Origin of the sequence: Kitasatospora sp. NPDC088160 (assembly GCF_044741445.1) — a bacterium.
Classification (GTDB): Bacteria; Actinomycetota; Actinomycetes; order Streptomycetales; family Streptomycetaceae; genus Kitasatospora.
The window spans coordinates 420,967-447,338 of sequence record NZ_JBIUSS010000001.1 but is presented as its reverse complement, the minus strand read 5'-3'; the positions used below and the strand labels follow the sequence as shown (position 1 = coordinate 447,338).

Here is a 26,372-nt window from a genome sequence, read left to right as displayed (position 1 = left end):
GTCTAGGAGCGTTCGGTGAGGCGGTCGAACCGCAGGACGAGCCCGTCGAGCAGCGCTTCCAGGCCGGTCTCGAAGGCGCCCTCGTCCACCGTCCCACGATGCCCGGCCAGCCGGTGCGCCTCGCCGAGGTGCGGGTAGTCGGCCGCGTCGTACACCTCGGCGTCCGCGGGGAAGCCGGCCGCGAAGGAGGCCAGCGCCGAGCCGGTGACGAAGTAGCGCATCAGCGCGCCGATCCGGGTGGCCTGGCCGCGCGGCCAGCCGGCCTCGACCAGGTGGCCGAAGACCGCGTCGGCCAGGCGCAGCGCGTTCGGCCGGCGGCCCGGGCCCTGGGCGAGCACCGGCACGATGTTGGGGTGGGCGGCGAGGGCGGCGCGGTAGGAGCGGGCCCAGTCGCGCAGCGCGTCCGGCCAGGGCGTCGGCCTACCGCCGGGCGAGCGGTCGGGCGCGCCGTCGGGAGTGCCGAACATCGACAAGTCGACCTCGCCGATCACGCTGTCCACCACCGCGTCCAGCAGTTCGTCCTTGGTCGCGACGTGGTTGTAGAGCGAGGGACCGCTGACCGACAGTTCGGTGGCGAGGCGGCGGGTGGAGAGGGCCGCCAGGCCCTCGGCGTCGATCAGCCGCAGAGCAGCGGCGACGATGCGCTCGCGGCTGAGCAGCGGGGTGCGCGGGCGGGCCATCGGGGTGCTGCCTCCGGTTCCTCCGGTCGGGTGGGGCGGGGACCGATTCTGGCAGGCGCCCCTTCCCAGCGCGGGCCGGCCGGGGCTACAGTCCCTCCATAAAACTTGCAGCGCTAGTTTAATGGATCTGGAGCCGCCGTGAACCTGGAGCTGTCCGAGGAGCAGAGCGCCGTCCGGGACCTCGCCGCCTCCTTCACCGATCGCGAGATCGCTCCGCACGCCGCCGCGTGGGACCGCGCCGAGTCCGTCGACCGCGCGATCATCGGCAAACTGGCCGGGCTCGGCTTCCTCGGCCTCACCATCCCCGAGGAGTACGGCGGCAGCGGTGGCGACCACCTCGCGTACTGCCTGGTCCTGGAGGAGCTCGGCCGCGGCGACTCGGCCGTCCGCGGCATCGTCTCGGTCACGCTCGGCCTGGTCGCCAAGTCCGTCAACGGCTACGGGACTCAGGAGCAGAAGCGGCACTGGCTCCCCCGGCTCACCTCGGGCGAGTCGCTCGGCTGCTTCGCGCTCACCGAACCCGGCACCGGCTCCGACGCGGCCAACCTCAGCACCCGTGCCGTCCGGGACGGCGACGACTGGCTGATCAGCGGCGCCAAGATGTTCATCACCAACGGCACCTGGGCCGACGTCGCCCTGGTCTTCGCCCGCACCGGCGGCGACGACCCCGACCGGCAGGGCCACAAGGGCATCACCGCTTTCCTGGTGCCCACCGACCTGCCCGGCTTCACCCGCACCGAGATCCACGGCAAGCTCGGCCTGCGCGGCCAGGCCACCGCCGAACTCGCCCTCGACCGGGTCCGGGTGCCCGACAGCGCACGGCTCGGCGAAGTCGACAAGGGGTTCCGGGTGGCGATGTCCGCGCTCGCCAAGGGCCGGATGTCGGTCGCGGCGGGCTGCGTCGGCATCGCCCGTGCCTGCCTGGAGGCCGCCGTCCGCTACGCCGGCGAGCGCGAGCAGTTCGGCCGCCCGATCGCCTCGCACCAGCTCGTCCAGGAACTGCTGGCCGGCATCGCCGTCGACGTCGAGGCCGCCCGGCTGCTCACCTGGAAGGTCGCCGACCACATCGAACGCGGCCTGCCGTTCGCCACCGAATCCTCCGTCGCCAAGCTCTACGCGAGCGAGGCCGCCGTCCGGGCCGCCAACAACGCGCTCCAGGTGTTCGGCGGCTACGGCTTCATCGACGAGTACCCGGTCGGCAAGTACCTGCGCGACGCGCGGGTCATGACCCTCTACGAGGGCACCAGCCAGATCCACCAGTTGCTCATCGGCCGCGCCCTCACTGGGGTCAACGCCTTCTGACCAGCCCGTTCATCCCATCCGATCAGCCAGGACGGGTCAATCGGACCACCCGGACCGTCCTGACCACCCGGACCGTCCTGACTGCTCGGATCACCCCGACTGCTCAGATCACTCGGATCACTGAGATCACTCGGATTCAACCGGATAGGAGCCCGACGACGTGCGTCCCGTCTACTTCGCCGCAGCCCGCCGCACACCCATTGGCCGGCTGCGCGGAGCGCTCGCCACGGTCCGCCCGGACGACCTCTCGGCCACCGTGCTGCGCGCCCTGCTCGCCGACGTCCCCGCCCTCGACCCCGCCCGCATCGACGACGTCTACTGGGGCGCCGCCAACCAGGCCGGCGAGGACAACCGCAACGCCGCCAGGATGGCCGTCCTGCTGGCCGGCCTGCCGGAGACCGTCCCCGGCGCCACCGTCAACCGGCTCTGCGCCTCCGGGCTGGAGGCCGTCACCCTCGCCGCCCGGGCCATCGGCTCCGGCGAGGCCGACGTCGTCCTGGCCGGCGGCTGCGAGTCGATGACCCGCGCCCCCTTCGTCCTCCCCCGCCCCGACGAGGCCCTCCCGCACCGGATCGAGACCTACGACACCCGGCTCGGCTGGCGGCTCACCAACCCCCGGATGGCCGAACTGCACGGCGTGCTCAGCATGGGCGAGACCGCCGAGGAGGTGGCCGGCCGGTACGGCATCGGGCGGGAACGCCAGGACGCCTTCGCGCTGCGCAGCCACCAACGGGCCGCCGCCGCCCGCAAGGACGGCCACTTCGACGCCGAGCTGATCCCGGTCGAACGGCCCGACGGCGTGATGGTCAGCCAGGACGAGGGCATCCGCGAGGACACCAGCCTGGAGAAGCTCACCCGCCTCAAGCCCGCCTTTCGCCCCGGCGGCACCGTCACGGCCGGCAACGCCTCGCCGATGAACGACGGCGCGGCCGGGCTGCTCCTGGTCGGCGAGGAGGCGCTGCGCGACCTCGGGTTGCGCCCGCTCGGCCGGTACGTCGCCGGCGCCTCCGTCGGGGTGCACCCCGACGTGATGGGCATCGGCCCGGTGCCGGCCACCCGCAAGGTGCTCGGCCGGGCCGGCTGGTCGCTGGCCGACCTCGACACCGCCGAGCTCAACGAGGCCTTCGCCGCCCAGGCCCTGGCCTCCGCTGACGGCATCGGATTCACCCCCGAACAGGCCGACGAACTGGTCAACCCGAGCGGCGGGGCGATCGCGCTCGGCCACCCGCTGGGCGGCTCCGGCGCGCGCATCCTCACCACCCTGCTGCACCGGATGCGCCGCACCGACGCCCGGCGCGGCCTCGCCACCATGTGTGTGGGGGTCGGTCAGGGCACCGCCGTCCTCGTCGAGAACGTTGACTGAGTGCGCGCCCGCGTTCGCGCTCGCGTTCACGTCCGGGTTCGCGTTCACGTCCGAGTTCGAGTTCACGTCCGAGTTCGAGTTCACGTCTGAGTTCACGTCCGAGTTCAAGGGAGCACCGGGAATGACTGAAGTAGCCGCAGTGGCCGAAGTGACGGGCCTGGCGGGCAGGTTCGCGGGGAGGGTCGCCGTCGTGACCGGCGCCGCGCAGGGCATCGGCGCGGCCACCGCCCACCGGCTCGCCGAGGAGGGCGCGGCCGTCGCCGTCGTCGACCTCACCGCCGAACGGGCCGCCGGGACGGTCGCGGCGATCACCGCCAAGGGCGGCACCGCACGGGCGTACGGCTGCGACGTGGCCGACTACGACGCCGTCGAGGCGGTGTTCGCGCAGGTCGCGGCGGACCTCGGTGGGGTGCACATCCTGGTGAACAACGCCGGGATCACCCGGGACAACCTGTTCTTCAAGATGCCGAAGGCCGACTGGGACGCGGTCCTGACCGTCAATCTGACCAGCGCGTACAACTGCAGCCACGTCGCGCAGAAGTACATGGTGGCGCAGAAGTACGGGAAGATCGTCTCGCTCAGCTCGCGCTCCGCCCTCGGCAACCGGGGACAGGCCAACTACGCGGCCGCCAAGGCCGGCATCCAGGGGCTCACCGCGACCCTCGCGATCGAGCTGGGGCCGTTCAACATCAACGTCAACGCCGTCGCCCCCGGGTACGTCGCCACCGCGATGACCGCGGCCACCGCCGAGCGGGTCGGCAGCACGGCCGAGGACCAGCAGGCGGAGGTCTCCGCCCGGACCCCGCTGCGCCGGGTGGGACAGCCGGAGGAGATCGCGTCCGTGGTCGCCTTCCTGGCCAGCGAGGACGCCTCGTACGTCAGCGGGCAGACGCTGTACGTCAACGGCGGGGCGCGGTAGGTCTAGCCCGGGCGGGGACCTTCAAGGACTCTTCAGCATTAGTACGATAATACTGACGTAGCGTCACATGACCGTCCCGGGCGTGGGGTTACCTTCACCTGGGACGGCCTTTACCTTTTCGCGTGGCCGAGCATGACCATGCCTCTGATCAGGCGACCCCACCAAATGACTATGGCATGATCATGCGGCAGTCGATGGGATGGCCGGACCGACCCGACCGGACCAGGTCGGGCCCTGCGCCCCAAGGAGTCCCATGGGCAGCCCCGCCCCCCTTCGCCGTGCCCTGGCTCTGCTCGCCGTCGGGGCCACCGCCCTCACGGCCGGCACCATCGCCGTCCCGGCGGTCGGCGCCGCGACCGCCGCCCCCGCGCACGACCTCACGGGCGTCCACGTCCGCCCCGCCTCCTTCGGGCACCACAACGCCCAGGGCCGCACCGCCCCGCTGACCACCACCCAGTGCGTCAGCCAGATCGGCATCCACTGCTACTCGCCGCTGCAGTACCGGAACGCCTACAACCTGAACCCGTTGTACCAGGAGGGCATCACCGGCAAGGGCCGCACGATCGTCATCGTCGACTCCTTCGGCTCGCCGACCATCCAGCACGACCTGGAGGTCTTCGACAAGCAGTGGGGCATCCAGGACACCAACGTCGAGGTGGTCAAGTGGGGCAACGTCCCCGCCTTCGACCCCAAGAACCCCGACCACACCGGCTGGGCCGGCGAGACCACGCTGGACGTCGAGTACGCCCACGCCATCGCCCCCGACGCGCACATCGTCCTGGTCGAGACCGGTGTCGCCGAGACCGAGGGCACCACCGGCCTGCCCGAGATGATGGACGCCGAGAAGGCCCTCATCAAGGCCGGTCGCGGCGACGTCATCTCGCAGAGCTTCGGCGCCACCGAGAACACCTTCCCGGGCTACGACAAGGGCGACTTCAAGTCGCTCACCGACCTGCGCTACGCCTTCCAGGCCGCCGCCGACCACAACGTCACCGTGCTCGCCGCCTCCGGCGACAACGGCGCCACCGACTCGCAGGCCAACGGCACCGACCTGTACCCGTACAAGGTCAACTCCTGGCCGTCCTCCGACCCGCTGGTCACCTCCATCGGCGGCACCCAGCTCACCCTGGACGACAACGGCGCGCGCACCGCGCCCGACAAGGTGTGGCACGACAAGTCCGGCGCCGGCGGCGGTGGCGTCTCCGGCATCTTCGAGCGCCCGTGGTACCAGGCCGGCGTCGCCAACGTCACCGGCAACCACCGCGGCACGCCCGACATCAGCATGAGCGCGGCCGTCGACGGCGGTGCCTGGACCTACGAGTCCTACGACCCGACCTCCGTCGGCTGGCACCTCACCGGCGGCACCAGCGAGGCCACCCCGCTGTTCTCCGGCGTCGTCGCCCTCGCCGACCAGCTCGCCGGCCACCGCCTCGGCCAGCTCAACTGGCGCCTGTACGGGCTCAACCTGCTCCCGAGCGCGTGGAGCGGCATCACGGACGTGAAGGAGGGCGACAACTCCTGGGGCAGCGTCACCGGCTACACCGCCACCGAGGGCTACGACCTCTCCAGCGGCCTCGGCACCATCGACGGCGCGAAGTTCGTCCACGCCATCGCCGGTCGCTGACGGGCCGCAGTGAGTAGCAGGTAACAACTAACAGCGAACAGATAACAGATTTCGAAATCTGTTATCTGTTCGCTGTTCTCTGTCATCTGTTCGCGGCCAGGTACCGGTCGTCCGGCCCAGCCGCGCGCGGCGCGAAGGGTCAGACGCGGTCCGCCGGGGCGGAAGCAGGCGTCGCGGCGGGCTCCGGGGCGGCGGCCAGTTGGGCGAGGTAGCGCTCGGCGGCGCGGAGCTTGCGGCCGTCGGGGCCCGGGAGGTAGGCGCGGAGCTCGATGATCTCCGGGGCGATCCGAAGGGCCGCCGCACGATCGGGGACAGAGCGCCAGCAGGCCTCGGCGTTGGTGGCCGCCTGTTGGGTCTCCGGGTGGTCCGGTCCCTGCGAACGGAGCAGCGCCAGGGCCACCTCGCGGTAGATGTCCGCGGCCTCGGCCGACCGGCCCGCGAGACGGCACACGTGCGCCCGGACCTGGCGCACCTGGAGGACCGGTTCGGAGACGGCGCCGTGCTCGGCGATCGCCTCCAGTTCGAGGGCGAAGGCGAGTTCGGTGGCGGCGCCGTGCTCTCCGGCGTCCGCGCTGCGGACGATCCGGCCGATGGCCTCCCGGTAGTCGGCACGCGGCTGACCGGACACCGGAGCGTCGACGGGCACCGCATCGGCAGGTACCTCGTCTGCCGGGACGGGGTCCGCCGGGGCCTCCGCCACCGGGACCGCGTCCACGGGGGCCTCGCCCACGGGGGCCTCGTCGTCGGTCGGGGCCGTGCCGTCCGGCGCTTCCGCCGTCGGCACCGCGTCGGCGGGGGCCTCGTCCACCGGAGGGGCCTGCGCCGGGACGGCGTCCTGCGGTTCCGCCGTCAGCGTGGCGGCGTCCGCCGGTGCCTGCTCCGGCTCCCACTCCGACTCCGGCTCCATCTCCGGCTGCTGGGGCTTGGCCAGCGTCACGCCTGCGGACGGCTCGACAACCTCGGGCGTCGCGTCCGCCGGAGCGGGCTTGTGCAGGGTCACGCCGGCCGGACCGGCCGGCTGCCCCTTCAGCAGGCTGACCGGGCGGGCCGGCCTCGGCGGGGTGGGCGGCACGCCGGGCTTGACCAGGCTCACCGGACCGGCCTCGGCCGTGGGAGCGGGGGAGGCCGACGGCGGCGGAGCCGTGGGCGCCACGGGCGGTTCGACGACGGCGTCCTGTGACTCCGCCCGGCCCGGCACCGGCGGCACCGACAGCGCGGGCGGCCCGGACGACACCACATCGGCGCGCACGGCATCGACCGGCACCGCATCGACCGGCGGCACCGCGTCGGCCGACGCCGACACGTCGGCCGGCGGACCGTCGCCACGGCGGGCGGTGTTGCGGAAGACCGGGCGGTCCGGGGCGTGCGTGGCCAGGATGACGACGTCCGGCCGCAGCACCGAGTACACCTGCTGCCGCAGTTGCTCGGGCGCGAGCACGTCGCCCGCGCCGGGGCGGCCGCCGTGCAGCGCCTCGATCAGGGCGCGGGTGAAGGTGCCGATCTGCTCCGGGTCCGGGCTGACGACCGCCCAGAGCGGGATGCCCTCGCTGAGCGGCGAGGCGGCGCCCTGGAGGTACGGCCAGGCGTTCTGGTCGGCACTGAGGTCGGCGACGACGAGGGTCTGCCACTCGGCCGGGCGGTGGCTCAGCTCGGCGGCGACGGCCTGCCAGGGCAGGCCGTCCTGCTTGGAGTCGCGCAGGGTGAGCTGGAGCTGTCCGCCGCGCTTGTCGGCGACCACGTGACCGCCCAAGTGGACGAGCAGCGGCCCCGGATGGCGGGACGCGGCGCGCAGGTGGGCGAGGACGGTGTGCGGGTCACTGGCGCCGGGGAGGTGGACGGCGTCCACCGCGTCCGCGGCGAGCAGCACCTGCGGTGAGACGGCCGCGAGCATCGCGGACAGCACCGACGCCTGGGCGGGACCGCCCCGACCCCAGGTGCGGCGCCCGGAGTTGCCGTACCCGCCCTCGACGACCAGGATCCGTCCGCGCGGCGCCGCCCCCAGTCCGCCCGTACCGGGAGCGCTCACGCCCGGGGCCGGGAAGGACAGCGGCGTGGCCGTGGACGGCAGCGCGCCCACGGCGGGCATGCCGGTGACGGTCCATCCGGTGGGCGCGGTCGGCGGCGGGCCCGGCACCGCGGCCGGAGCCGTCGGCGGGGCTGCCGGAGCGGACGGCGGGAGCGGGGGCACGGGCGGCGGCTCGTAGAGCGCGGCGGGCCCGGGCGGGTGCTCCTCAGCCGGGGTGCGCGGCGGCGGTACGGCGTCCCAGGGGCCCGAGTCCGCTGCCGGTTCGGGGCCTCCGGGGACAGCTGTCGTCTCCGCCATCTTCTGGTCACCGCCCACCCCGCCGCTTCGCGGCGTCTGATGCCCTTGCCGGGTGGTGCCTACCACCACTCCCGTCGCGCCACCCTACGAGATCCCGGCACACCCGATCCAGGCCGGGTCTCCGATCGGCGCGCCACGCGGCCCGCTATCGTGCCGTCATGGCAGGCCCCGGTACACCTCTCCTGTTCCTCGACGTCGACGGACCACTCATCCCCTTCGGCGCGCCGCCCCCTGGCGGCTACCCCGTCTTCCGCGGCGACTCCGCCGCCGCACCCGGTCCGGGCGTCAACCCCCTGCTGGCCCGCGTCGATCCGGCACTCGGCGGGTGCCTGCTGAGCCTGCCGTGCGAACTGGTGTGGGCGACGACGTGGATGTCCGATGCGAACGAGTGCCTCTCCCCCCGGCTCGGACTGCCGCAACTACCCATCGTGGACTGGCCGGTGGCGGAAGGCGACGAACCGGCCGGCCTGCACGGGAAGACCCGCGCGCTGGTCGCCCGAGCTGCCGGCCGCCCGTTCGTCTGGGTGGACGACGAGATCACCGCCACCGACCGCCGCTGGATCGCGGCCCACTCGCCCGCCCCCGCACTCCTCCACCGCGTCGACCCCCAACGCGGCCTCACCGCAGCCGACTTCGCCACCCTGGACGCCTGGTTGCGCGCGCTACCGACTCGACGCGCCCTGGACTCCCCGACCATCTAGACTCCCGGACCGTGGACTACGCCGCCGGACCGCCCCTGCCCTGGCACCTGACGCTGGACGGCGGGGCGGTGGTCGAGCTGTGGGCGGACGGGTACGGCGTCGAGGGCGGGGCGTACGTCTTCAGCGTGCTCGCCCGGGCCACCGTGGCGGAGCAGGGGCAGGTCGACGTCGTCGCCCGGACGCCGGCGGACCCGACCCGGGTGGGTGTGACGGTGGCCCGCGTCCCGGTCGCCGCCGTCTGGGACGTCCACACCGCCACCGAACGCACCGTCGACGGCCGGTGCGTCTGCCCGACCTGACCGACCCCACCGGCCCTGCCCTGCATGCCGCTGCCCGGTCACCCCGAGGGGCGGCCGGGCAGCGGCATGCAGGGGACGTCAGGAACCGGCCAGCAGATCGCGGAGCAGGGCGACGGTGTCGGCGTCCAGGTCACGGCCGGTGCGGCGGCTGAGCGCGTCGAGACGGTTGACGGCGCGCAGGAGTTGGTCGCGGGCGCCGGCCGAGGCGTAGGCGTAGAAGAGGTCCCGGTGCAGGAGTTCGACGTCCGGGGCGACGGCGAGGCCGCGGAAGACGGCGGCCTCGGCGCTACGGTGGTCGCCGTACTGCAGGCGGCGGGCGGCCAGTTCGTGGGCGGTGTCGACGATCGCCGCGATCATGTCCTGGCGTTCGGCCTCGGCCCAGCCGTAGGAGGCGGGCGGGGCCTCGGCGAACGGGGCGCCGCGCACCAGGGCCAGGGCGTGGGCGAGGGCGGCGTCGGCGGTGGCGCTGGTGCTGCGCATGCCGCGCCGGTAGAGGCTGCGGAACTCGTCCCAGTCGCAGGTGACGACCGGGGTGAAGGAGTAGCCGTCGGTGGTGTCGGTCGGCAGGAAGGCGCGGCCCTCGGGCGAGGTGCCGAACCAGGCGGCCAGGTCGGCGAGTTTGCCGGGGAGCGGGCTCTTGGCGTCGGCCGCGGTGGGGTGCGGGTCGAGGTGGGCGGCGCCGGGGTGGAGGTCGTGGTCGAGGGCGTGGTGGTCGGCGCCGGGCCGCAGCGCGAGGTAGACGGCGAGTTCGGTGAGCCGGGACAGCGCGCCGGGTTCGGCGGCACCGAGGGCTCCGGCGACGTCGACCGGGCCGAGCAGGCGGATCCGGGGGGCGTTGCGGGCGGCGTGCGCCTCCGGGGAGCGCAGGATGGCGAGCAGGTCGTCGCTGTCGCTGCGCCCGGGGGTGGTCTGGGCGACCGGGGCGGCGGCGGGGCCGGGCTCGGATCCGGGTTCGAGCCCGGGCTCGGCGTAGGAATCGGCCTGGGAGCCGGCTTCGGCCGGGGCCCCGGCTTCGGTGCCGGGCACGAGGTCGGGCGAGGGCTCCGGCCGGGACGGGACGCGCGGGTCGACGCCGGAGGGCGCGGGCGCGGGCTGGTGGACCGGGGCCGGCTCGACGGGCGGCGGCGGCACGACCGGCTGGACGGACTGGACGGCTGGCACGGACGGCACGGCGAGGACGGCCGCGGGGGCTTGCTGCGGTGCCTCCGCCGCGTCCGGGCGGCGCAGGTCCCGGGTGGCCTCGTCCGCTGCCTCGTCCGCGGCCTCGTCAACGACCTGACCGACCACGAGCTCTTCCTCGGTCCCGATCCCGCTCCCGGTACCGGCTCCGCTCCCGACCTCGACCTCGGTCTCGACCTCGGTCTCGGTCTCGGCGGAGGCGGCCTGCCGCCCCTGTCCGTTGACCGCGTACCGCCCCGGCCCGGCCGGAGGGGCCGGCACCGGCGTCGCCGGGTCGGTGCCCGCGAACGGGCTGGCGCCGGTGCCGATGACCCGGGCGAGCAGCCGGGGCCCGGCGGCCGTGTCCGTACCGCCCTGCACGCCGGCCGCGGGGGCCCCGACGGCGGCCAGTACGGGTACGGCGGCGGGCAGTTCGGCCGTGTCGGCGTCGTCGTCCGCGTCGGGGTCGAGGCCGGGACCGTCCAGGGTCCAGGCGGGGGCCGGGTGCTGGGTGAGGTCGTCGGCGGCGCGGAGCAGTTCGGCGACCTGGTCGTACTGCTGGTCGCTGAGCCGCTGGAGTTCGACGGTGAGGTGCAGGCCGGGGATGGCCGCCTGGCCGGTGGCCGGGAGGGTCCAGCGGGCGACCGGGCCGGTACCGCGTTCGGGGGCACGGGTGATGACGGCGACGCAGGTGCGCGGCCGGGCATCGAGCAGGCGGCCGAGTTCGGCGGGGACCTCGCCGCCGGGCTGCTGGGCGCAGAGCACGATCTCGGGGGTCCAGGACTCGTCGGCCTGGCCCCGGCTGCGGGCGTCGCGCGGGCTGGCGGCCTCGGCGGCGACCAGCGTGGCGCGGGCCTTGGCGGTGCGCGGGCCGAGGGCGGCGAGCGCGGCCTCCAGGGTGGGGTGGCGGTGGATGCGTTCGGCGGCCGGGCCGCTGATCGGCACCTCCTCGGCGAGGTCGACCAGGTGCAGGTGGAGCCGGTCGGCGAGCGGGCTGTGCGCGAGTTCGATGGCGAGGGTGCGCAGGATGTCGCGGGCGTCGTCGGGGTGGCCGGAGAGGTGGAGCAGCCGGACGGCCTCCAGATCGGCGAGGACGACCGAGCCGTCGGGCGAGGTGCCGAGGGTGACCAGGGCGGGGTAGGGCGCGGCGGTCTTGCGGGCCTGGGCGGCGCTGAGCAGGTCGCCGGAGTCGAGGCTGCACCACCAGACGTTGGCGGCGTGCGCGGCACGGAACGGCGCGATCGGGGTGGCCGGGCCGGAGAGGTGCAGTTCGATGGTGTGGCCGGGGGTGATCCGGGCGGCGACGATGGCGGGCAGGCGCTTGCCGCCGCGCACGGTGTTGCGGGCCATGGTGCGCAGGGCGCGGTCGAGCAGGTCGAGGCCCGCGTCGTCCTGACGGGCCCTGAGCTCGTTCTCGAAGGCGGCGGCCTCGGCGTCGGGCATGGTGATGCGGTGCCGGGGGCGGCGGGCGCGCAGCTGGGTGCCGCGCTTGTGCGCGACGGTGCCGACCATGACGGCGGCGAGCAGGACACCGACGGTGGAGGCGGTGAGGGCGATGGAGTAGTCGTCGCCGGCGGCCGGTTCGGCGTGCGCGGCGGGGGCAGGCGCGTGGGTGGGCGCCGGGGTGACGGGCTGGGACGCGGCCGGGGTCGGCGCGGGGGCGGGGGTGGCGGGCGCCTGATCGGCCGGCGGCTGGCCGGTCGACGGCGCCGGCTGCGGCGCCGGAGCGGGAGCGGGCTCGGACGAAGGAGCAGGCGCAGGCGCGGGAGCGGGAGCGGCCGCCCCCGGCACCGTGAGCACCATCCCGGGCACCAGCACGTCCGGATCGGTCAGCCGTTCCCCGTCCGGCGCCTGGGCGCCCTTGTTCGCCTCGAACAGCTTCGGCCACGCCTCGGCGTCCCCCAACTCCCTTTGGGCGATGGCGGACAGGCTGTCCCCGCCCTGGACGGTCACCGTCGCATGCCCGCCCGCACCCGGCTCCGTCCCGGCCTGCGGCACCTGGGCCGACCCGGCACCGGGAGCGGGGGCAGGGGCAGGCTCGGACGAAGGAGCGGGCGCAGGAGCGGGCGCGGGCGCCGACCCGTCCGCCTTCGCGTCCCCCGGCATCAGCAGCGCCCACCCCGGCTGGATCGGCCGGTCGGCGTCGAAGCGGATGCCGGAATCGTCCATCACCCGGCCGTCGTTGAGCTTGGCGATATCCACCCACCGTTCACCGGAGCCCAGTTGGCGTTCGGCGATGGACCACAGGCTGTCGGCGGGCCGACTGTCCCGCACGGTGTACGTGGGGTTCTGCTCGGCGGCGGGCGCCAGGGCGGGCGCGGCCTGGGCGGCGGGCAGGGCGGCGCGCTGCACGCCGGCCGCCAACTGCGCGGGGGCGGTGGCGGTGTGGGCCGGGGTGGCGGCGAAGGCCGAGCCGGCGACCGGCATCAGCGCGAACACCGAGCCGACCAGGCCGGCCGCCATCCGCTGGCTCCAGCCGAAGGCGGGGATGCGGCGGGCGATCCGGCCGCGCAGCTGCGCGGGGATCTCCAGCAGGACGGAGAGCGCGAAGCAGGCCCAGGCGAACCAGCCGACCACGACCAGCAGCCAGAGGAACAGCCGTCCGTCGTCCGGGCCGGTGAGCGCCTGGCCGACGCCCTCCGGCGCGACGTCGCCCATCGCGGCGACCGCACGGGTGCCGTAGAGCAGCAGCGCGGGGACACCGAGCAGCAGGGCGAGCAGGGTGACCAGCGCGGCGAGCGCGGTGATCAGGGCTGCGCCGCGGCCTCGCCCACGCGGTGGGCGGGGCGCCGGGGCGGCGGGGCGGCCCGCGGCCCGGTGGCCGGTGTGGGCCCGGCCGTCGGCGCCCCGGGCCTGGTCCTTGGCGCCGGGGCTCCGGCCCTTGGCGGTTCGAGCCCGGCCCGGGGCGGTTCGGGCCTGGTCCTTGGCACGTGGCGCGGCCATCAGTCGGTCTCCGCTTTCTCGACTCCGTGGACGAGGGTCGCACTGCCCTTGCCCGTTACCTTCCGCTCCCCGAGCGCGCCCAGCAGGACGGGCCGGTAGTCGGCCCGCACGGTGACGGTGACGACCTTGCCGTCGCCGGAGAACTCGACCTCGCCCGCCTGAAGGCCGTACAGGGCCAGGTAGGCGTCGGCGGCCTGCCGAACGTAGTCCTGCTGGACCTTGAAGCCCTTCCCCTGGAGGACGGCGGCCTGGTCGAGCTGCTGTCCGCCGACCCGCGCGGCCTCCTGGGCGTAGGCGTCGGTGCGTTCGGCGACCCGCAACCGGCCGCCGGCGTCGATCACCAGGGCGATGACGAGCACGACGTAGGCCGCGCAGATCGCCACGAAGAGGGCGACCGCGCCCCGGTCGGAGCGGCGCCGGCGCCGCGCCCTGACAGGCACTCCCATCCCCCCTGCCCCTCCCGCCCCTCGTCCTCCCCACCGGCCCCCACCGGGCGCCGGCCGGTCCCGTCGTGTCATCCCCCGTGCGCTCTCCGCTTGCGTCTCCCCCGCGCGGGCCGTCCCCAATCCCCCGTCGTGGCCCGTGTCCCGCCGGGTGCCGCCCCGGGTCGTCATGTGCCCCGGTAGCGGTCCACCACGGAGGTGAACTCGCCGACGAGGTGCTTCGTCACGGGTACGCCGGACGGTCCGCCGAGCAGGTCCGCCAGTTCGACGTCGCACACCACGGTGACCTTGACGGTCGTGACGGCGCCGCCGGGCAGGTCCAGTTGGCCGGGCACGACCTGGACGTCCCCGTTGCGGCAGGAGACGCCCTGCTGGCGCAGCGTCGCGAGGGCCGAGTCCCGGCCCGGCTGCGTCATCCCGTCGACGCTGCGCTGCAGGGAGGCGGTGCGGGCGCCGGCCCGGGCGGCGGCCTCGACCGTACCGGCCGTGGTCTGCACCCGCCCGGCGGCGATGGCCACCAGGACCAGTCCGACCACCGGGGGCACGACGATCGCCGCCTCGATGGCGACCGCGCCGCCGTCGCTGCGCCGGACCGGCCACCACCGGGGTCGGCGCGCGGCGCAGGGCTCGGAACGGCCCTCGGAACGGCGCTCGGCGCGGAGCGCCGGCCACCGACCGGCCCGGGTCCGCGGTCTCACGGCGCCACCGCCACCGGCGGGACGAAGTGCTCGCGCGGCGCCTCGGCGAACTGCGTGAGGGCGGGCGCCGACAGCCCGGGTATCAGCAGCGGCGGGCGCACCGCCACCGTGACCCGGACCACTTCGGGCGTGCTGCCGTCGGTCGTCACCGTGTACGAGTGCACGCCCTGCCGGTCGAGGAAGTCCCTGGCCTGTCGGCGCGCCGCCTCGTTCTTCACCTCGTCCGTCGCGTTGCCCTGGATCCGGCCGGCGTCCACGCCCTCGCGGGCGGCGGTGAGCGCGAGCTGGCGGTCGTACCACAGCAGCGCGGCCTGGACGACGAGCATCAGGAGCACCAGGACGACCGGGAAGACGATGGCGAGGCTCACGCTCATCGACCCCCGGTCGCCGCGGCGGCGAGGTCGGTACGTCACTTGGTGGCGCCTCCCGCGCCCGCACCCGGCATGTTCGGGTCCTGCTCGACCTTCTGCACGACCTTGTCCTTCAGCAGGTACAGCGCGGTCGCGACGGCGCCCGCGACGAAGACCAACGCGATGATGGCGAGGGCGAGTTCGATGCTGATCGCGCCGCGGTCGCCGCGCGCGCGGGCGGCCCGCAGCCGGCCGAGCCGCAGGGTGAACAGCAGCAGGGCGAACTGCACGGGCAGCAGGACGGGCCGGATCAGCCGGCCTGCCAGGTGGACGAGTCGGACGGTCATTCGGGTCTCCCGGGGGTGGAGTGCGGTGTGGTGCCAGATGCCCTGCGAGGATGGTCAGTTGAGCATCTGGTGGAGTGCGGGGAAGACGATCAGGACGGTCATCAGCAGGGTGAGGGCGGCTCCGGGTGCGACCATCCGCTCGCTGTCGGCGTTGGCGCGGGCGAGGTCCTCGGCGAGCAGTTCGCCGCGCAGGCCCTTGGCGCGCGCCCGCAGGGTGTCGTACACGGCGGCGCCGTCGGTGCCGGACAGCCGCATGATGTCCGCCACGTCCTGCAGCGGGCTGAGCCCCAACTCCTCGGCCAGCGCGTCGAGTCCGGCCCAGGGCGGGAGCCGGTCGGTGGCGGCGCGGTCGAGGGCGTCGCGGATGCGCCGGAACACGGTGCCGCGCCCGACCGCGGCGGCGCGGCGCAGCGCCTCGGCGGGCCCGCAGTCGGCGGCCCGTTCCAGGGCGACGAGTTCGAGGTAGGCGGCGATGCCGTGCAGGTACTCGGTGCGCGCCTCCTTGGCCTCGCCGCGCACGATGGCGTCGGGGACGAACCAGAGCAGGCCGGCCAGCAGCGGCCCGGCCAGCAGCGGCAGGGCGAAGGGCAGGCCGATGTCCATCAGCGCGGCCATCGCGCCCAGGTAGGCGGGCAGCAGCAGGCCGATCGCGGCGAACAGCAGCTTGTGCACCATGAACCGGGCCGGGGCGCGGCCGATCAGGGCGAGTTCGCGGTGCGGCAGGGACACTCCGCGCAGGCCGATCGAGCGCTCGCCGATCCGGTCGTACCAGCGCGGCCGCTCGTCCGGGTCCGCGGCCCGTTCGGCGGGGGTGCGGTGCAGCCGGTCCAGGGCCTGGCGCAGGTCGGGCGGCGCGGGCCGCAGTTCGGCGATCAGCAGGGCGACGCCGCCGGCGGCGACGGCCCCGGCCAGCACGGACCAGGGGGAGATCACCGGACCTCCCCGAGCTGCTGGAGCGCCTCGTCCTCGCGCGCCGGGGCGCGGCGCCCGGCCTTGCCGCGCCGGTCGGACGCCAGCAGCCGGGGCACCGGCGGGTGCGAGGCGAGGGCGCGCATCCAGGCGATGATCGCGACGAACAGGGCGGCGACGACGGCGAGCACGATCTGGCCGAGCAGCGTGCCGTACGGCCGGGTGTACTCGGTGTTGAAGGAGCCGACCGTGACGACCAGCACGATGATGCCGACCAGCCAGCGGATGGTGGTGCGGTGCTTGGCCCGGTCGGCCTCGATGGCGCGGCGCTGGCGGACCTCCTCGCGCACCGAGTCGGCCATGTCGGCCAGTGCCCGGGCCAGGCCGGGGCCGCTGTCGCCGGACCGCAGCACGAGCGCGGCGAGCACCTTGTCGGCGGTGGCGTCGGCGACGCTGTCGGCGAAGGCCTGGAGCGCCTCCTCGGGCCGCCAGCGGGCCTGGAGCCGGGCGGCCAGCTCACCGATCTCCTCCTCCAGGGCGGCGGGGGCGGTGCGGCGGCTGGTGACGATGGCCTGGTTGAGGCCGACGCCGAGCAGCAGCACGTCGGCGATGCGCTGGGTCCACTCGGACAGCGCCTCCAGGCGTTCGATCCGGCGGGTGTCCGGGCGGGTGGTGTCGAACAGCCAGGGCAGGCCGAACACGGCCAGCGGCACCAGCAGGGCGGCCAGCGGGATGCCGGTGAACAGCCAGGCGAGCGGGGCGCCGGCGAGCGCGAGCGGCAGCTGGATCCGGCGCAGCCGGGCGACCCGGGCCGAGGCGGCGCCGGGGGCGCCGTACCAGAAGACGTGGGCGCGGCCGGCCAGCGGGTTGCTCCGCTCCGGGGTCTCGTCCTCGTCCGCCGGGTCGCTGCCGCGGGCCCAGGCCACCAGGGCGACCAACCCGCCCGCGACGGCCAGCCCGCACAGGGCGAACAGCAGCATCATCGCGCGCCACCGCCGATCCGCAGTTGCAGCGGGGTGGCCCAGCCGCCGTAGCGGGAGCCGAGCAGGGCGGCGTCGAAGCCGGCCCTGCGCAGGTCGTCCAGGCACTGCGGCGGGGTGTGCGGGACCGCCCGCGGCTCACCGAGGTCCACCCGGGGGCCGAACACGGTGTTCAGCGCGGGCCGGCCGCTCTCGCCGAGGCCGGCGACCTCCAGGACGTGGGAGACGAAGCGGTGCCGGCGTCCGCCGACGGCGGTCTCGTCGACCATGGTGACGTGCACGATGAGGTCCAGGGCGTTGGCGGTGAGCCGGTAGGCGAGCGAGTCGGTCATGTGCGAGCCGTACTCCAGGCAGAGTTCGGCGATGCGGTCGACGACCATGTGCGGGCCGCGGGCGTGCAAGGTGCACATCGAGCCGCCCTCTCCGTTGGTCATGACCCGCAGCATCGGGACGACCTCGCCGGATCGGACCTCGCCGACGATGATCCGGGACAGCGTCATCCGCAGCGCCGCCGGGATGAGGTCGCCGATCGTCAACTCGCCCGCCAGGCGGCCTTCGACGCGTTCGCCGTTGCCCTCGCGGGCCTCCATCGGGACGACCTGGCGCAGGTGGCCGAGAGTGTGCAGCCACAGCTCGAACTCCGACTCCAGGGTGCCGATCCGCTCGTCCGGCGGGATCTCTGCGGCCATCGCGCGCAGCAGGCTGGTCTTGCCGACGCCCTGGGTGCCGGTGATCATCACGTTCTTCCGGGCCCGGATCGCGGCGGCCAGGAACGCGGCCAAGGTGCTGTCCAGGGTGCCGAGTTCGACCATCTCCGGCAGGGTCGCCGAGGCCACCCGGTGGCGCCGGATCGCCACGTACGGGCGGGGCGTCACCTCGGTGAGCGCCTGGAGGCGCATGCCGCCCTCCAGGCGCAGTGCGAGGGTCGGGCTGGCGGTGGACAGGCTGCGCTCGCCGCCGCCGTGCTGACGGGCCAGGTCCTGGAGCAGTTCGACGAGTTCGGCGTCGCTCTCGGCCACCGGCGGTACCTGGCGCAGGGGTTGGTGCACCCGGGAGACCCAGACGTCGTCACAGCCGTTGATCAGGATGTTCTCGATCTCCGGGTCGTCCAGATAGGGCTGGAGTCGCCCGGCCCGGAACAGCAGGTCGAAGACGGCCTCGGCGAGCGCGCGGTCCTGCTCCCGGGTGGGCGGGATGCCGTGGGTCTGCGCGTAGGCGTCGGACCAGCGGGCGACTGCCTCCTCGATCAGCGCGCGGCCGCGCTGGCGGCGGGTGGCGCGGTCCGGTTCGGCGCCCGAGGTGGCGGTCAACCGGGTGATCTGCTGGTGCAGTTCGGCCGCGACCTGGCGCTTCAGCTCGCGGGCCACCTGCGGGTCGACGGCCGGCCGGGTGGCGGCGCCGCGCAGGTCGAGCGAGGGCAGCTGGGAGGGCACGGCGGTGGGCGTGGCCGCGCCGCCCGCCTGGACGTACGGCGGCGGCGCGGGCTGCGGGGCGACGGGGCCCGGCCGGTAGGCCTGGGGCGGGGCGGCCGCCGGCGCCTGCGTCTGGGCCTGTGTCGGGGCCTGGGCCTGGGCCTGGGTGGCCCAGGGCAGCGCGGCCGGGTCGGCCGCGGGGTGCTGGTGCAGGGGGCTACCGCGCACGGAGCACCTCCCCGGGGTTGTACGGCTGCGGACCGTTCGGGTGTGCCTGATCAGGTGTCACGGCGGGCTGCTGGAGCGGGTAGCGGCCGTCGTCCTCGGGCTCCGGGCGGACGTACCCGGGCTGCTGGCCGTACGGGGCCCCCACCTGCTGGTCGTACGGGGTGGACCCGCCCTGCTGGTCGTACGCGACGTAGCCGGCCTGCGGCCCGTACGGCGGCTGCGGCTGCGGCTGGACGTGCCCCGGGAACGGGGCCGGAGCGGCCGGCTGGGGGGCCAGCCCGGCCAGCGGCGCCACCGGGCCGGTGGTGATCACCGGCCCGACCGGCTGCGGCGGGGTGTACGAGGGCTGCTCCCCCTCCACCGGCCGGTACGCCGTCGGCGCAGCCGCCTGCGGGGTCGGCACCGGGGGCTGGGCGTGAACCGCGGTCGGGGGCTGGGCCGGGGTCCCGGTCCGGGCCGCGGCGGTGAGCTGGGCCGGGACCGGCGCGGCGGTCGGCGCGAGCCGCTGGCGACGGCGGCGGACCAGCAGCTGCACCTCGTCCGCCGCCGAACGCGCCGTCCGCATCAGCTCCGAGCGGATGAACCGCCGGTCGGTGATGTCACCGCCGTCGGAGAGCACCCGGGCGGTGCGGGTGGCGTGCGGCAGCAGCCCCAGCACCGGCAGGCCGAACTCGCGCGCCACCTCCGGCCCCGAGTACGGCCCCTCGGCGACCAGCAGCAGTCCGAGCGCGTCCACCCCGGTGCCGGCCGTGGCGAGGTCCTCGGCGAGCGCGGCCAGTCGGGGCCGGGCCGAGCTCAGGCCGCGCAGCGTGGTGCGGACGGTCACCGCGACCACGTCCGCCCGGCGGGCCAGCACGGCGCTCACGCCGGTGGCGCCGGAGCGGCCGAGGTCCACGATGACGTCGTAGCCCTGCGGTTCGAGGCCGTGCAGCAGGTCGACGAGCGGCTCCCAGGTGTAGGCGAGGCCCGGGGCCTGGGTGGGGTCGGTCAGCCCGGGCAGCAGCAGCCGCTCGGCGGTGCCCTCGGGCGAGAGGTCGATCAGCTGCTCCCAGATGGTCTCGGCGAGCAGTCCGCGCCGGTCCGCGACGGCCAGGTTGCGCAGCCCGTACACCGCGTCGACCCGGCCCTCCAGGGCGCCCGCGAGCACCGCGCCGCCGTCCGGGTCGGCCTCCACCAGCAGGACCCGCCGTCCGGACTCCAGCGGCCAGGCCAGCAGCAGGGCCAGGGCCGCCGTGGTCGCGCCGGGCGCGCCCGGGCCGCCGGCCACCGCGATCACCGCCATCAGGCGCCACCCGCCCCGGTCGGGGGCACGGGGGCCGTGGCAGCGCCGGGGGTGGTCCCGGTCGCCGGGGCCGTCGGCACGGTACTGCCGCCGGTGCCCGCACCGGCGGTCCCGGTCGCGCTGCCGGCCGCGGCGGCGCGCGGGGCCAGCAGGACCTGGATCCGGCCGCCGGCCACCCACTGCGCCAGCCGGGGGCCGTCCGCCGCGCCGACGGCCACGTCGATCACCTGGCTGCCGTCGGTGTCCACCCGGCCGACCGTGATGACCGTCGCGGGCATCGAGTCGGCCTTGGTGTTGTCCGGGGTGTAGACCACGACGATCTGCAGCCCCGGCTGGAGCCGGCTGGCGGGCAGCTGGCTGCGCTTGGCCGAGACGCCGACCACGATCTGGCCGGGCTGCACCGCCAGGGTCTGCGCGACGTCGCCCCTGGTGAGCATCGCGCCGCGCTTGAGGTCGGTGGCGGCCCGCATGCCGACCGCCTTGTCCCGTTCGGTGGCGGACAGCGGCCGCAGCGCCGGATCCCCGGCGATCCGGGCCACCACCAGGTCGTCGTCGGTGATCACCTGCCCCCACGGGATGTCCCGGGCCAGCGCCAGCACGGCGACCCGCTGGCCGGTGCTGTTGTAGAGCACCGCACCGCCCAGGCCGCCGGCGGCGATCAGCGCGACGGCCATCGCCAGCACCGCCGGGCGCCGTCGCCGGGCCCGCAGCGTCCGGCCGGGGACGTGCGGGGCGGCGCGCCCCTTGCCCTTGCCCGCGCCGCCGCCCGGGGCCTCGCCCGGCCCCTGCCCCTGGTCCGGGACCGCCACGGACACCGCGGCCCCTGCGGGTGTGCCGGATCCCGGCGTCGCGAATGTACGGTTCTCCACCGGGTTCCGCCCTTCCCTCGTGCTCGTTCCGGATCGTCAGTACTGGTTTCTCGGTGCTCGGGTCACCGCTGCTCAGGCCGCCGGTGCCGGGCTTCGACACATGGACTTCGGCGCCGTGGTCGCGTGCGGCCGGGCCGCCGGCGCCCCGCAGCCGGGCCGCGGGGCATCGGACGTCCGCCGCCGCCAGGTCAGTTGAGGACCTGCACCTCGGCGACCTTGAGCGTGAAGTTCGAGGACTGCGGCATCTTGACGTCGAAGGTCTTCGCGTTCGGCCCCGTGACCACGACCTCACCCACCCAGTTCGCCGTCACCGTGCCGTTGAAGACGCCGCTCTTCCTGGTGCCCGAGCCCACGGCGAACTCGTAGCCGCAGTCCGGCGACTTGGCGGCGCCGTACTTGGGGTCGTACGGCGTCCCGGCCTTGTCGCAGGTCACGGAGACGCCGCTGTCGAAGACCCAGGTCACGCCCCTCAGCACCGGTGTGACGGTGACGGAGGCCCCCGGGACGGACAGCGTCTTGGGCGCGGGCGCCGCCACGCCGTCCAGCCAGAGCCAGACCGGCGCCTTCACCACCGCCGTGCCCTTGGGCGCGACGCCCGCCGTCGGCTTCGGGAAGCGCATCTCGTGGGCGAAGCCGAAGCCGACGTCCACCAGGTTCAGCGCCGGCGGCCCGGCCGGCGAGGTGGCCTCGAACACGATCTCGGCGCCGTCCTGGCCGCCGCCCGTCTGCGGGCAGACCTTCGAGTAGAGCGCGCCCTCGGACGGCTTGTGGCCCTGCCACTCCGGGTCGCCCTCGGGGGGCGGGTTGTCCAGCGGGCGGAAGTAGCACCCGACGCCGCTGTTGAACCAGCCGCGCTCCGGGTCGTGGCAGGGCCACTGCTGGTCGTGGTAGCTGCACAGCAGCGGCCCGTCGCCCGTACTTCCGCCACCGCCACCGCCACCGCCGGGCTGCGACGGTCCGGGCTTCGGTTTCGTGCCCCCGGAGTTGACCCCGGAGCAGATCACGTCCGGGTAGCACTGTTCGGCACCTCCGCCCGGCGGTTCGTCCGCCGCCGCCGACACCGCCGAGGCCAACAGCAACCCGGCGGACAACGGCGCGAGGATCGCGAATCGCCGGGCCGGTTTACGCGTGTTCAGCATGCCCGGTCCACCTCCCGCTTGAAGTCGTAGATCAGCCAACGTGCTTGGAACCAGCGCAGGGACGCGGTCGCGACGTAGCGGTTCAGTCGGTCGCCCGGATCCTTTGCCACCTGGGTGACGGCGTCGACGCGGTGCCATCCCGATACGTCGACGCAGTCCTCGATCACGGCGGTCTGCGGATCGGCTTTCAGGTCAATGGCCTTGACCACCGCCGAATTGCGCGGCGTTCCGGTCATCACCAGTTTGGCGTCGCGAAGTTGGCGGAGACTGACCAGGGTGTCGGTAAGGGCCCGCCCGGAAGAGTACGTCTCCAGAGCGAATCCGTCCGAATCCGACCGCCCGAATGCCTCGGCCTGGGCCTGCCACCAGTCCTGATACGTCTTCAGGGCGAGTCGCCCCATGGCACCTTCCGGCCCGTCCGTCGGCGCGATCGAGGTGTTTACCGAACCACCCGAAGGAGGTACCGGATCCACTCCCGCGACACTGGGCGCAGCCGTTCCGAGCCGATCGACGGAACCATCGGCACCGCCGCTCGCACAGGCACCGAGGAGCAACACCAGAACCACCCCACCGACCCCAACCGCCCCAGGGCGCAACACATTTCCGCGCTGCCGCATCGCCCCACCTCGTCGCGACCGACCGATTCATGATCCGTGGCCGCCGGAAGAATTCCGTCGTCCCGCAGGTGTTTCCGCTGGGGATCGATTCTTCGCCAACCCACCCCATCACGGCAACACCTCAGGCCACCTGACCTTACGCGGAAGGCGGTTCCGTCGGGGCACTTTCCCGCCACAGAACGGCCAACAGTTCTTCGGAAAGCGACAATCCGGCCAATGCGCCCCGAACCGCGGCCCGATTGCGCATCAACAGGCGCCCGCCCTGCGGCGGAACGAGCAGGCGCGCGCCCGGCGCACCCGAACTACCCGGCGCTTCGCCCCCGTCGAGCAGCGCGGCGACGGACGGCTGGAGGTCCAGCGGGGCGACGGCGGCCGGGGCACCCGGGACGCCCTGCCGCAGCACGGTGGTCAGGGCGTGGCTGAACGAGCCCTCACCACCTGGCAGTACGGCGTCCCGGCCGCGTCTGCCCGGGGTGTACCGGCCGACCCGGCCCCACAGCGGGACGCGCGGGTAGGCCAGCAGTTCCCCCGCACCGTCCTCGCCGCCGCCGCGCTCCAGCGCCGCCCAGGTGTCCCGGTCGGCCACCGCGTCGACCAGCAGCAGGGCCTCCTCGTGGTCGCCGTGCACCATCGCACTGACCACCCAGTCCCAGGCCAGGCCGCGCCGGTAGGCGTTGTCGGCGGTGCTGCCGCCGGTCACCAGGGCGAGCCGGCGCCCGCGCGGATCGACCGCCAACTGGCCGACCAGGCAGACCACCAGCCACCGGCCCGGGTGCTGGGCGGCCTCCCGGACGGCGGTGAGCATCGCGTTGGCGTCCGCGTCCGGCGCCACCTCGGTGACCCGGCAGCCGGCCGCGCCGACGTCGAAGCACATCCCGGGCAGCACCCGCGCGAGCAGCCGGGCTCCGTCCGGCGCCAGCGCCGAGCCCCCGAAGCCCCGATCGGGCCCGCCGTTCGCCCCGATCACCACCAGGTCGACCCCGCCCGCCATCCGCACGCCCCCTCCCATGCCGGCCCCGGCGCACCCGGGGCCGCCCGCCGCGCCCGCCGCTGCCGTGGTGAGCAGGGGCGCGTACCGTACCGCCGCCGGGCAGGCTACCGCTCCGGGCGGCCACCGACGGGGCTCCCGGCCCGTCCGCTCAGGGACCATGGGCCCTATCGGCACGCGCGCCGACCGGAGGACGATCGGACGCATGGAGCGTGAGGACCGTGTGGAGACCCTGAGCGAGGCCGAGTGCCTGCGACTGCTCAGCACCGTGCCCGTCGGGCGCGTGGTGTACACCGAGCACGCGCTGCCGGCCGTGCTACCGGTCTCCTTCGAGGTCCTGGACGGGCGGTTGGTGCTCGCCGTGCGCCGGGGAAGTGCCACCGCGCGCGGGCTTGACGGCACGGTGGTGGCCTTCCAGGCGGACCTGCTGGACCCGGTCACCCGGACGGGCTGGAGCGTGCTGGTCCACGGCCGGGCGGACGTGGTGCGCGAGCCCGAGCAGGTGCGGCGGGTGCTGCGGTCCGGCCTGCGGCCGTGGGTGGGGGACCCGGAGCCGCTGTTCGTCGCGCTGGTGCCGGAACTGGTCAGCGGCCGGCGGCTGTTCCCGACCGGGCAGGACGCGCTGGGGCGCGGGGCGCTGCGGTCCTGAAACACCCGCAGGCCGCCGCGCCCGGGTTCCCGCGTTCCTGTGTTCCCGGGTTCCCGCGTTCCGCACCGCTGACAGATACCGGCGGGTACGCATACGCTTCCGGCGTCCTGACCCCTCCCCCAGGAGCGCACCGTGACGAGCTTCGCCTCCCTCGCCGATCTGACCGCCGCCGTCGGCACCGAACTGGGCACCAGCGAGTGGCACACCATCGGACAGCGGCAGATCGACCTGTTCGCCGAGGCGACCGGCGACCACCAGTGGATCCACGTGGACCCGGAGCGGGCCAAGGAGAGCCAGTTCGGCTCGACCATCGCGCACGGCTACCTGACCCAGTCGATGATCCCGGTGCTGGCGAAGGAGTGCTACGGCGTCGAGGGCGTGCGCATGGCGCTGAACTACGGCTCGGAGAAGGTGCGCTTCCCGGCGCCGGTGCCGGTGGGCACCGCGATCCGGGCCACCGCCGAACTGCTCTCGGCCACCGAGGTGCCGGGCGGGGTCCAGGCGGTGGTGCGGTTCACGATCACCAGCGCGGAGAGCGCCAAGCCGCACTGCGTCGCGGAGACGATCACCCGCTTCTACGCGTAGCGGTACCGGACGGTTCTCCGCGTAGCGGCACCGGGCGGTGGCCCTGGGCGCGCGGCCGGGGCGGGGTACGCCGATTGGCCCGCGCGGGGCCGCTCACCAGGTCCGGACGGCCCATAACGAGTAATCTCCGACGAGATGGTTGTCGTATCGCAGCGGCCTCACCAGCCGCCCGGATACGCGCCCCGGCACGCCCGGTAGCCGTGACCGTCCTTGGAGGAGCCTTGCCCCGCCCCGCCCCCTGGTTCTCCCGCCTCGCCGGTCTGTCCTCGCAGTTCACCACCCCGCCGACCAGCAGCCCGACCACCAGCCCGGCCCTCGGCCCGACGGCGAACCGCACCGGGTCGGACCTGGCCCGACTGCCCCGCGCGGCCTGGCACCGGGTCCGGGCCGAGGCCTTCGGGGCCGAGCCCCGGGGCGAACGGCTGGCCCGGATCCACCGCTCCCCGCAGTTCGCCGACGGCGCCTTCCGCAACCCGCTGCCCACCCGCCGCCTGGTCTACGAGCGCAGCCCGCTGGAGATCACCCGCGCCCAGCTGACCGGGGACAAGACCCGCCGGGCGCCGACCGCCGCCGTACCCGTGCACCGGCTGCTCCCGGTCGACCTCGCCCTGCCGCCGGATTCCGGACTGCGGCTCACCTGGCTCGGCCACGCCACCGTGCTCGCCGAGATCGGCGGGCGGCGGGTCCTGATCGACCCGGTGTGGGGCGAGCGCTGCTCCCCGTTCGCCTGGACGGGGCCCAAACGGCTGCACCCGATGCCGCTGCCGCTGTCCGAACTCGGGCCGGTGGACGTGGTGGTGATCTCCCACGACCACTACGACCACCTCGACATGGCCACCATCCGCGAGCTGATCGGAACGGACGCGGTGTTCGCCGTCCCGCTCGGCGTCGGCGCGCACCTGGAGCACTGGGGAGTACCGGCCCGGCGGATCGCCGAACTCGACTGGTGGGAGTCGGTCGAGGTCGCCGGGCTCACCCTCACCGCCACCCCGGCCCGGCACTACTGCAGCCGCGGCCCGCGCACCAGCGCGCTGTTCCTCTGGGCGTCCTGGGTGGTGGCCGGCGGCGGGCACCGGATCTTCCACAGCGGGGACACCGGCTACTTCCCGGGCTTCGCCGAGATCGGCCGCCGGCTCGGGCCGTTCGACGCGACGCTGATGCAGGTCGGCGCGTACAGCGACTTCTGGCCCGAGGTGCACATGACGCCCGAGGAGGGCGTCCGGGCGCACCTGGACCTCGGCGGCGATCTGCTGCTGCCGATCCACTGGTGCACCTTCAACCTGGCGACGCACCCCTGGGAGGAGCCCGCCGAACGGGTGGTCACGGCTGCCCAGGCGCTCGGCGCCCGGCTGGCGGTGCCCCGGCCCGGCAAGCCCTTCGAACCGGTCGACCCGCCCGCGCTGCGGCTGTGGTGGCGCGCGGTCGCGGCCACGCCTCGCGGCATCGAGCCGCTGGTCCGGGACCGCAGCGCGGTGCCGGACCGGGAACGGGCGACGGATTTCAGCGAGCAGATCTCAAGATCTGCTCGCTGAAATCCGTCATCTGCTCGCTGTTACCTGCCCGC

The 26,372-nt window shown here is 74.8% G+C and carries 24 protein-coding genes; 9 read left to right on the top strand and 15 right to left on the bottom strand.

Annotated elements, in window-relative coordinates; translation table 11 throughout:
• Positions 1-2: 2 nt before the first annotated feature.
• Positions 3-680: a TetR/AcrR family transcriptional regulator gene (locus ACIOGZ_RS01885; protein WP_363579153.1), complete on the bottom strand. Its 678-nt coding sequence runs from the start codon at positions 678-680 to the stop codon at positions 3-5.
• Positions 681-818: 138 nt separating this feature from the next.
• On the opposite strand from ACIOGZ_RS01885, the gene ACIOGZ_RS01880 reads away from it, so the two are divergent.
• The 4 genes from ACIOGZ_RS01880 to ACIOGZ_RS01865 all read left to right on the top strand — a co-directional run bounded on the left by ACIOGZ_RS01880 (position 819) and on the right by ACIOGZ_RS01865 (position 5,888).
• On the top strand, positions 819-1,982 hold the full coding sequence (locus ACIOGZ_RS01880; RefSeq protein ID WP_363579155.1) for an acyl-CoA dehydrogenase family protein: 1,164 nt from the start codon (positions 819-821) through the stop codon (positions 1,980-1,982).
• A gap of 160 nt (positions 1,983-2,142) precedes the next feature.
• Positions 2,143-3,345, top strand: coding sequence for an acetyl-CoA C-acyltransferase (locus ACIOGZ_RS01875; RefSeq protein ID WP_363579157.1), 1,203 nt, complete (start codon positions 2,143-2,145; stop codon positions 3,343-3,345).
• Positions 3,346-3,466: 121 nt separating this feature from the next.
• The gene (gene fabG, locus ACIOGZ_RS01870; protein ID WP_363579158.1) at positions 3,467-4,264 is read left to right on the top strand and encodes a 3-oxoacyl-ACP reductase FabG; all 798 of its coding nucleotides are present in this window, start codon (positions 3,467-3,469) and stop codon (positions 4,262-4,264) included.
• Positions 4,265-4,517: 253 nt separating this feature from the next.
• Complete coding sequence (locus ACIOGZ_RS01865) at positions 4,518-5,888, top strand: S53 family peptidase (protein WP_363579160.1); 1,371 nt, start codon at positions 4,518-4,520, stop codon at positions 5,886-5,888.
• 139 nt (positions 5,889-6,027) lie between these two features.
• Here the strand turns inward: ACIOGZ_RS01865 and ACIOGZ_RS01860 are convergent, their stop codons facing one another.
• The gene (locus ACIOGZ_RS01860) at positions 6,028-8,211 is read right to left on the bottom strand and encodes a hypothetical protein (RefSeq protein WP_363579162.1); all 2,184 of its coding nucleotides are present in this window, start codon (positions 8,209-8,211) and stop codon (positions 6,028-6,030) included.
• A gap of 158 nt (positions 8,212-8,369) precedes the next feature.
• On the opposite strand from ACIOGZ_RS01860, the gene ACIOGZ_RS01855 reads away from it, so the two are divergent.
• Positions 8,370-8,912, top strand: a complete 543-nt coding sequence (locus ACIOGZ_RS01855) for an HAD domain-containing protein (protein ID WP_400984400.1) — start codon at positions 8,370-8,372, stop codon at positions 8,910-8,912.
• A gap of 11 nt (positions 8,913-8,923) precedes the next feature.
• Positions 8,924-9,211 carry a hypothetical protein gene (locus ACIOGZ_RS01850; protein ID WP_363579166.1) on the top strand — a complete coding sequence of 96 codons (288 nt, stop codon included), beginning with the start codon at positions 8,924-8,926 and terminating at the stop codon, positions 9,209-9,211.
• A gap of 78 nt (positions 9,212-9,289) precedes the next feature.
• On the opposite strand, the gene ACIOGZ_RS01845 is transcribed toward ACIOGZ_RS01850, so the two are convergent.
• The 13 genes from ACIOGZ_RS01845 to ACIOGZ_RS01785 all read right to left on the bottom strand — a co-directional run bounded on the left by ACIOGZ_RS01845 (position 9,290) and on the right by ACIOGZ_RS01785 (position 23,577).
• Positions 9,290-13,312 (bottom strand): LysM peptidoglycan-binding domain-containing protein, encoded by a 4,023-nt coding sequence (locus ACIOGZ_RS01845; RefSeq protein ID WP_400984398.1) that lies wholly within the window; start codon positions 13,310-13,312, stop codon positions 9,290-9,292.
• Complete coding sequence (locus ACIOGZ_RS01840) at positions 13,312-13,758, bottom strand: hypothetical protein (RefSeq protein ID WP_363579169.1); 447 nt, start codon at positions 13,756-13,758, stop codon at positions 13,312-13,314. The genes ACIOGZ_RS01845 and ACIOGZ_RS01840 overlap by 1 nt, the downstream gene beginning before the upstream one ends.
• A gap of 164 nt (positions 13,759-13,922) precedes the next feature.
• Complete coding sequence (locus tag ACIOGZ_RS01835; protein WP_363579171.1) at positions 13,923-14,453, bottom strand: TadE/TadG family type IV pilus assembly protein; 531 nt, start codon at positions 14,451-14,453, stop codon at positions 13,923-13,925.
• Entirely contained in the window at positions 14,450-14,827 is a 378-nt protein-coding gene (locus tag ACIOGZ_RS01830) for a TadE/TadG family type IV pilus assembly protein (RefSeq protein WP_063350046.1), read from the bottom strand. Before ACIOGZ_RS01830 ends, ACIOGZ_RS01835 begins: the two co-directional genes overlap by 4 nt.
• A 35-nt stretch (positions 14,828-14,862) precedes the next feature.
• Entirely contained in the window at positions 14,863-15,150 is a 288-nt protein-coding gene (locus ACIOGZ_RS01825; RefSeq protein ID WP_363579173.1) for a hypothetical protein, read from the bottom strand.
• A gap of 54 nt (positions 15,151-15,204) precedes the next feature.
• Positions 15,205-16,083 carry a hypothetical protein gene (locus ACIOGZ_RS01820; protein ID WP_363579175.1) on the bottom strand — a complete coding sequence of 293 codons (879 nt, stop codon included), beginning with the start codon at positions 16,081-16,083 and terminating at the stop codon, positions 15,205-15,207.
• Positions 16,080-17,042: a type II secretion system F family protein gene (locus tag ACIOGZ_RS01815; protein ID WP_363579177.1), complete on the bottom strand. Its 963-nt coding sequence runs from the start codon at positions 17,040-17,042 to the stop codon at positions 16,080-16,082. The genes ACIOGZ_RS01820 and ACIOGZ_RS01815 overlap by 4 nt, the downstream gene beginning before the upstream one ends.
• A complete protein-coding gene (locus ACIOGZ_RS01810; RefSeq protein WP_363579179.1) occupies positions 17,039-18,679 on the bottom strand; it encodes a CpaF/VirB11 family protein in 1,641 nt (546 codons plus the stop codon). Before ACIOGZ_RS01810 ends, ACIOGZ_RS01815 begins: the two co-directional genes overlap by 4 nt.
• Complete coding sequence (locus ACIOGZ_RS01805) at positions 18,669-19,961, bottom strand: hypothetical protein (protein WP_363579181.1); 1,293 nt, start codon at positions 19,959-19,961, stop codon at positions 18,669-18,671. Before ACIOGZ_RS01805 ends, ACIOGZ_RS01810 begins: the two co-directional genes overlap by 11 nt.
• On the bottom strand, positions 19,961-20,776 hold the full coding sequence (locus tag ACIOGZ_RS01800) for an SAF domain-containing protein (protein WP_363579183.1): 816 nt from the start codon (positions 20,774-20,776) through the stop codon (positions 19,961-19,963). The genes ACIOGZ_RS01805 and ACIOGZ_RS01800 overlap by 1 nt, the downstream gene beginning before the upstream one ends.
• A 242-nt stretch (positions 20,777-21,018) precedes the next feature.
• The gene (locus ACIOGZ_RS01795; protein WP_363579185.1) at positions 21,019-21,969 is read right to left on the bottom strand and encodes a hypothetical protein; all 951 of its coding nucleotides are present in this window, start codon (positions 21,967-21,969) and stop codon (positions 21,019-21,021) included.
• A complete protein-coding gene (locus tag ACIOGZ_RS01790) occupies positions 21,963-22,535 on the bottom strand; it encodes a hypothetical protein (protein ID WP_400984393.1) in 573 nt (190 codons plus the stop codon). The genes ACIOGZ_RS01795 and ACIOGZ_RS01790 overlap by 7 nt, the downstream gene beginning before the upstream one ends.
• Positions 22,536-22,722: 187 nt before the next feature.
• The gene (locus ACIOGZ_RS01785) at positions 22,723-23,577 is read right to left on the bottom strand and encodes a hypothetical protein (RefSeq protein WP_363579189.1); all 855 of its coding nucleotides are present in this window, start codon (positions 23,575-23,577) and stop codon (positions 22,723-22,725) included.
• Between the two features lie 202 nt (positions 23,578-23,779).
• Here ACIOGZ_RS01785 and ACIOGZ_RS01780 point away from each other — a divergent pair, with 202 nt between their 5' ends.
• The 3 genes from ACIOGZ_RS01780 to ACIOGZ_RS01770 all read left to right on the top strand — a co-directional run bounded on the left by ACIOGZ_RS01780 (position 23,780) and on the right by ACIOGZ_RS01770 (position 26,340).
• Positions 23,780-24,223, top strand: coding sequence for a pyridoxamine 5'-phosphate oxidase family protein (locus tag ACIOGZ_RS01780; protein WP_063350036.1), 444 nt, complete (start codon positions 23,780-23,782; stop codon positions 24,221-24,223).
• Positions 24,224-24,355: 132 nt separating this feature from the next.
• Positions 24,356-24,808 (top strand): MaoC family dehydratase, encoded by a 453-nt coding sequence (locus ACIOGZ_RS01775; RefSeq protein WP_363579191.1) that lies wholly within the window; start codon positions 24,356-24,358, stop codon positions 24,806-24,808.
• Between the two features lie 347 nt (positions 24,809-25,155).
• Complete coding sequence (locus ACIOGZ_RS01770) at positions 25,156-26,340, top strand: MBL fold metallo-hydrolase (RefSeq protein ID WP_363579651.1); 1,185 nt, start codon at positions 25,156-25,158, stop codon at positions 26,338-26,340.
• The last annotated feature ends 32 nt before the right edge of the window (positions 26,341-26,372 follow it).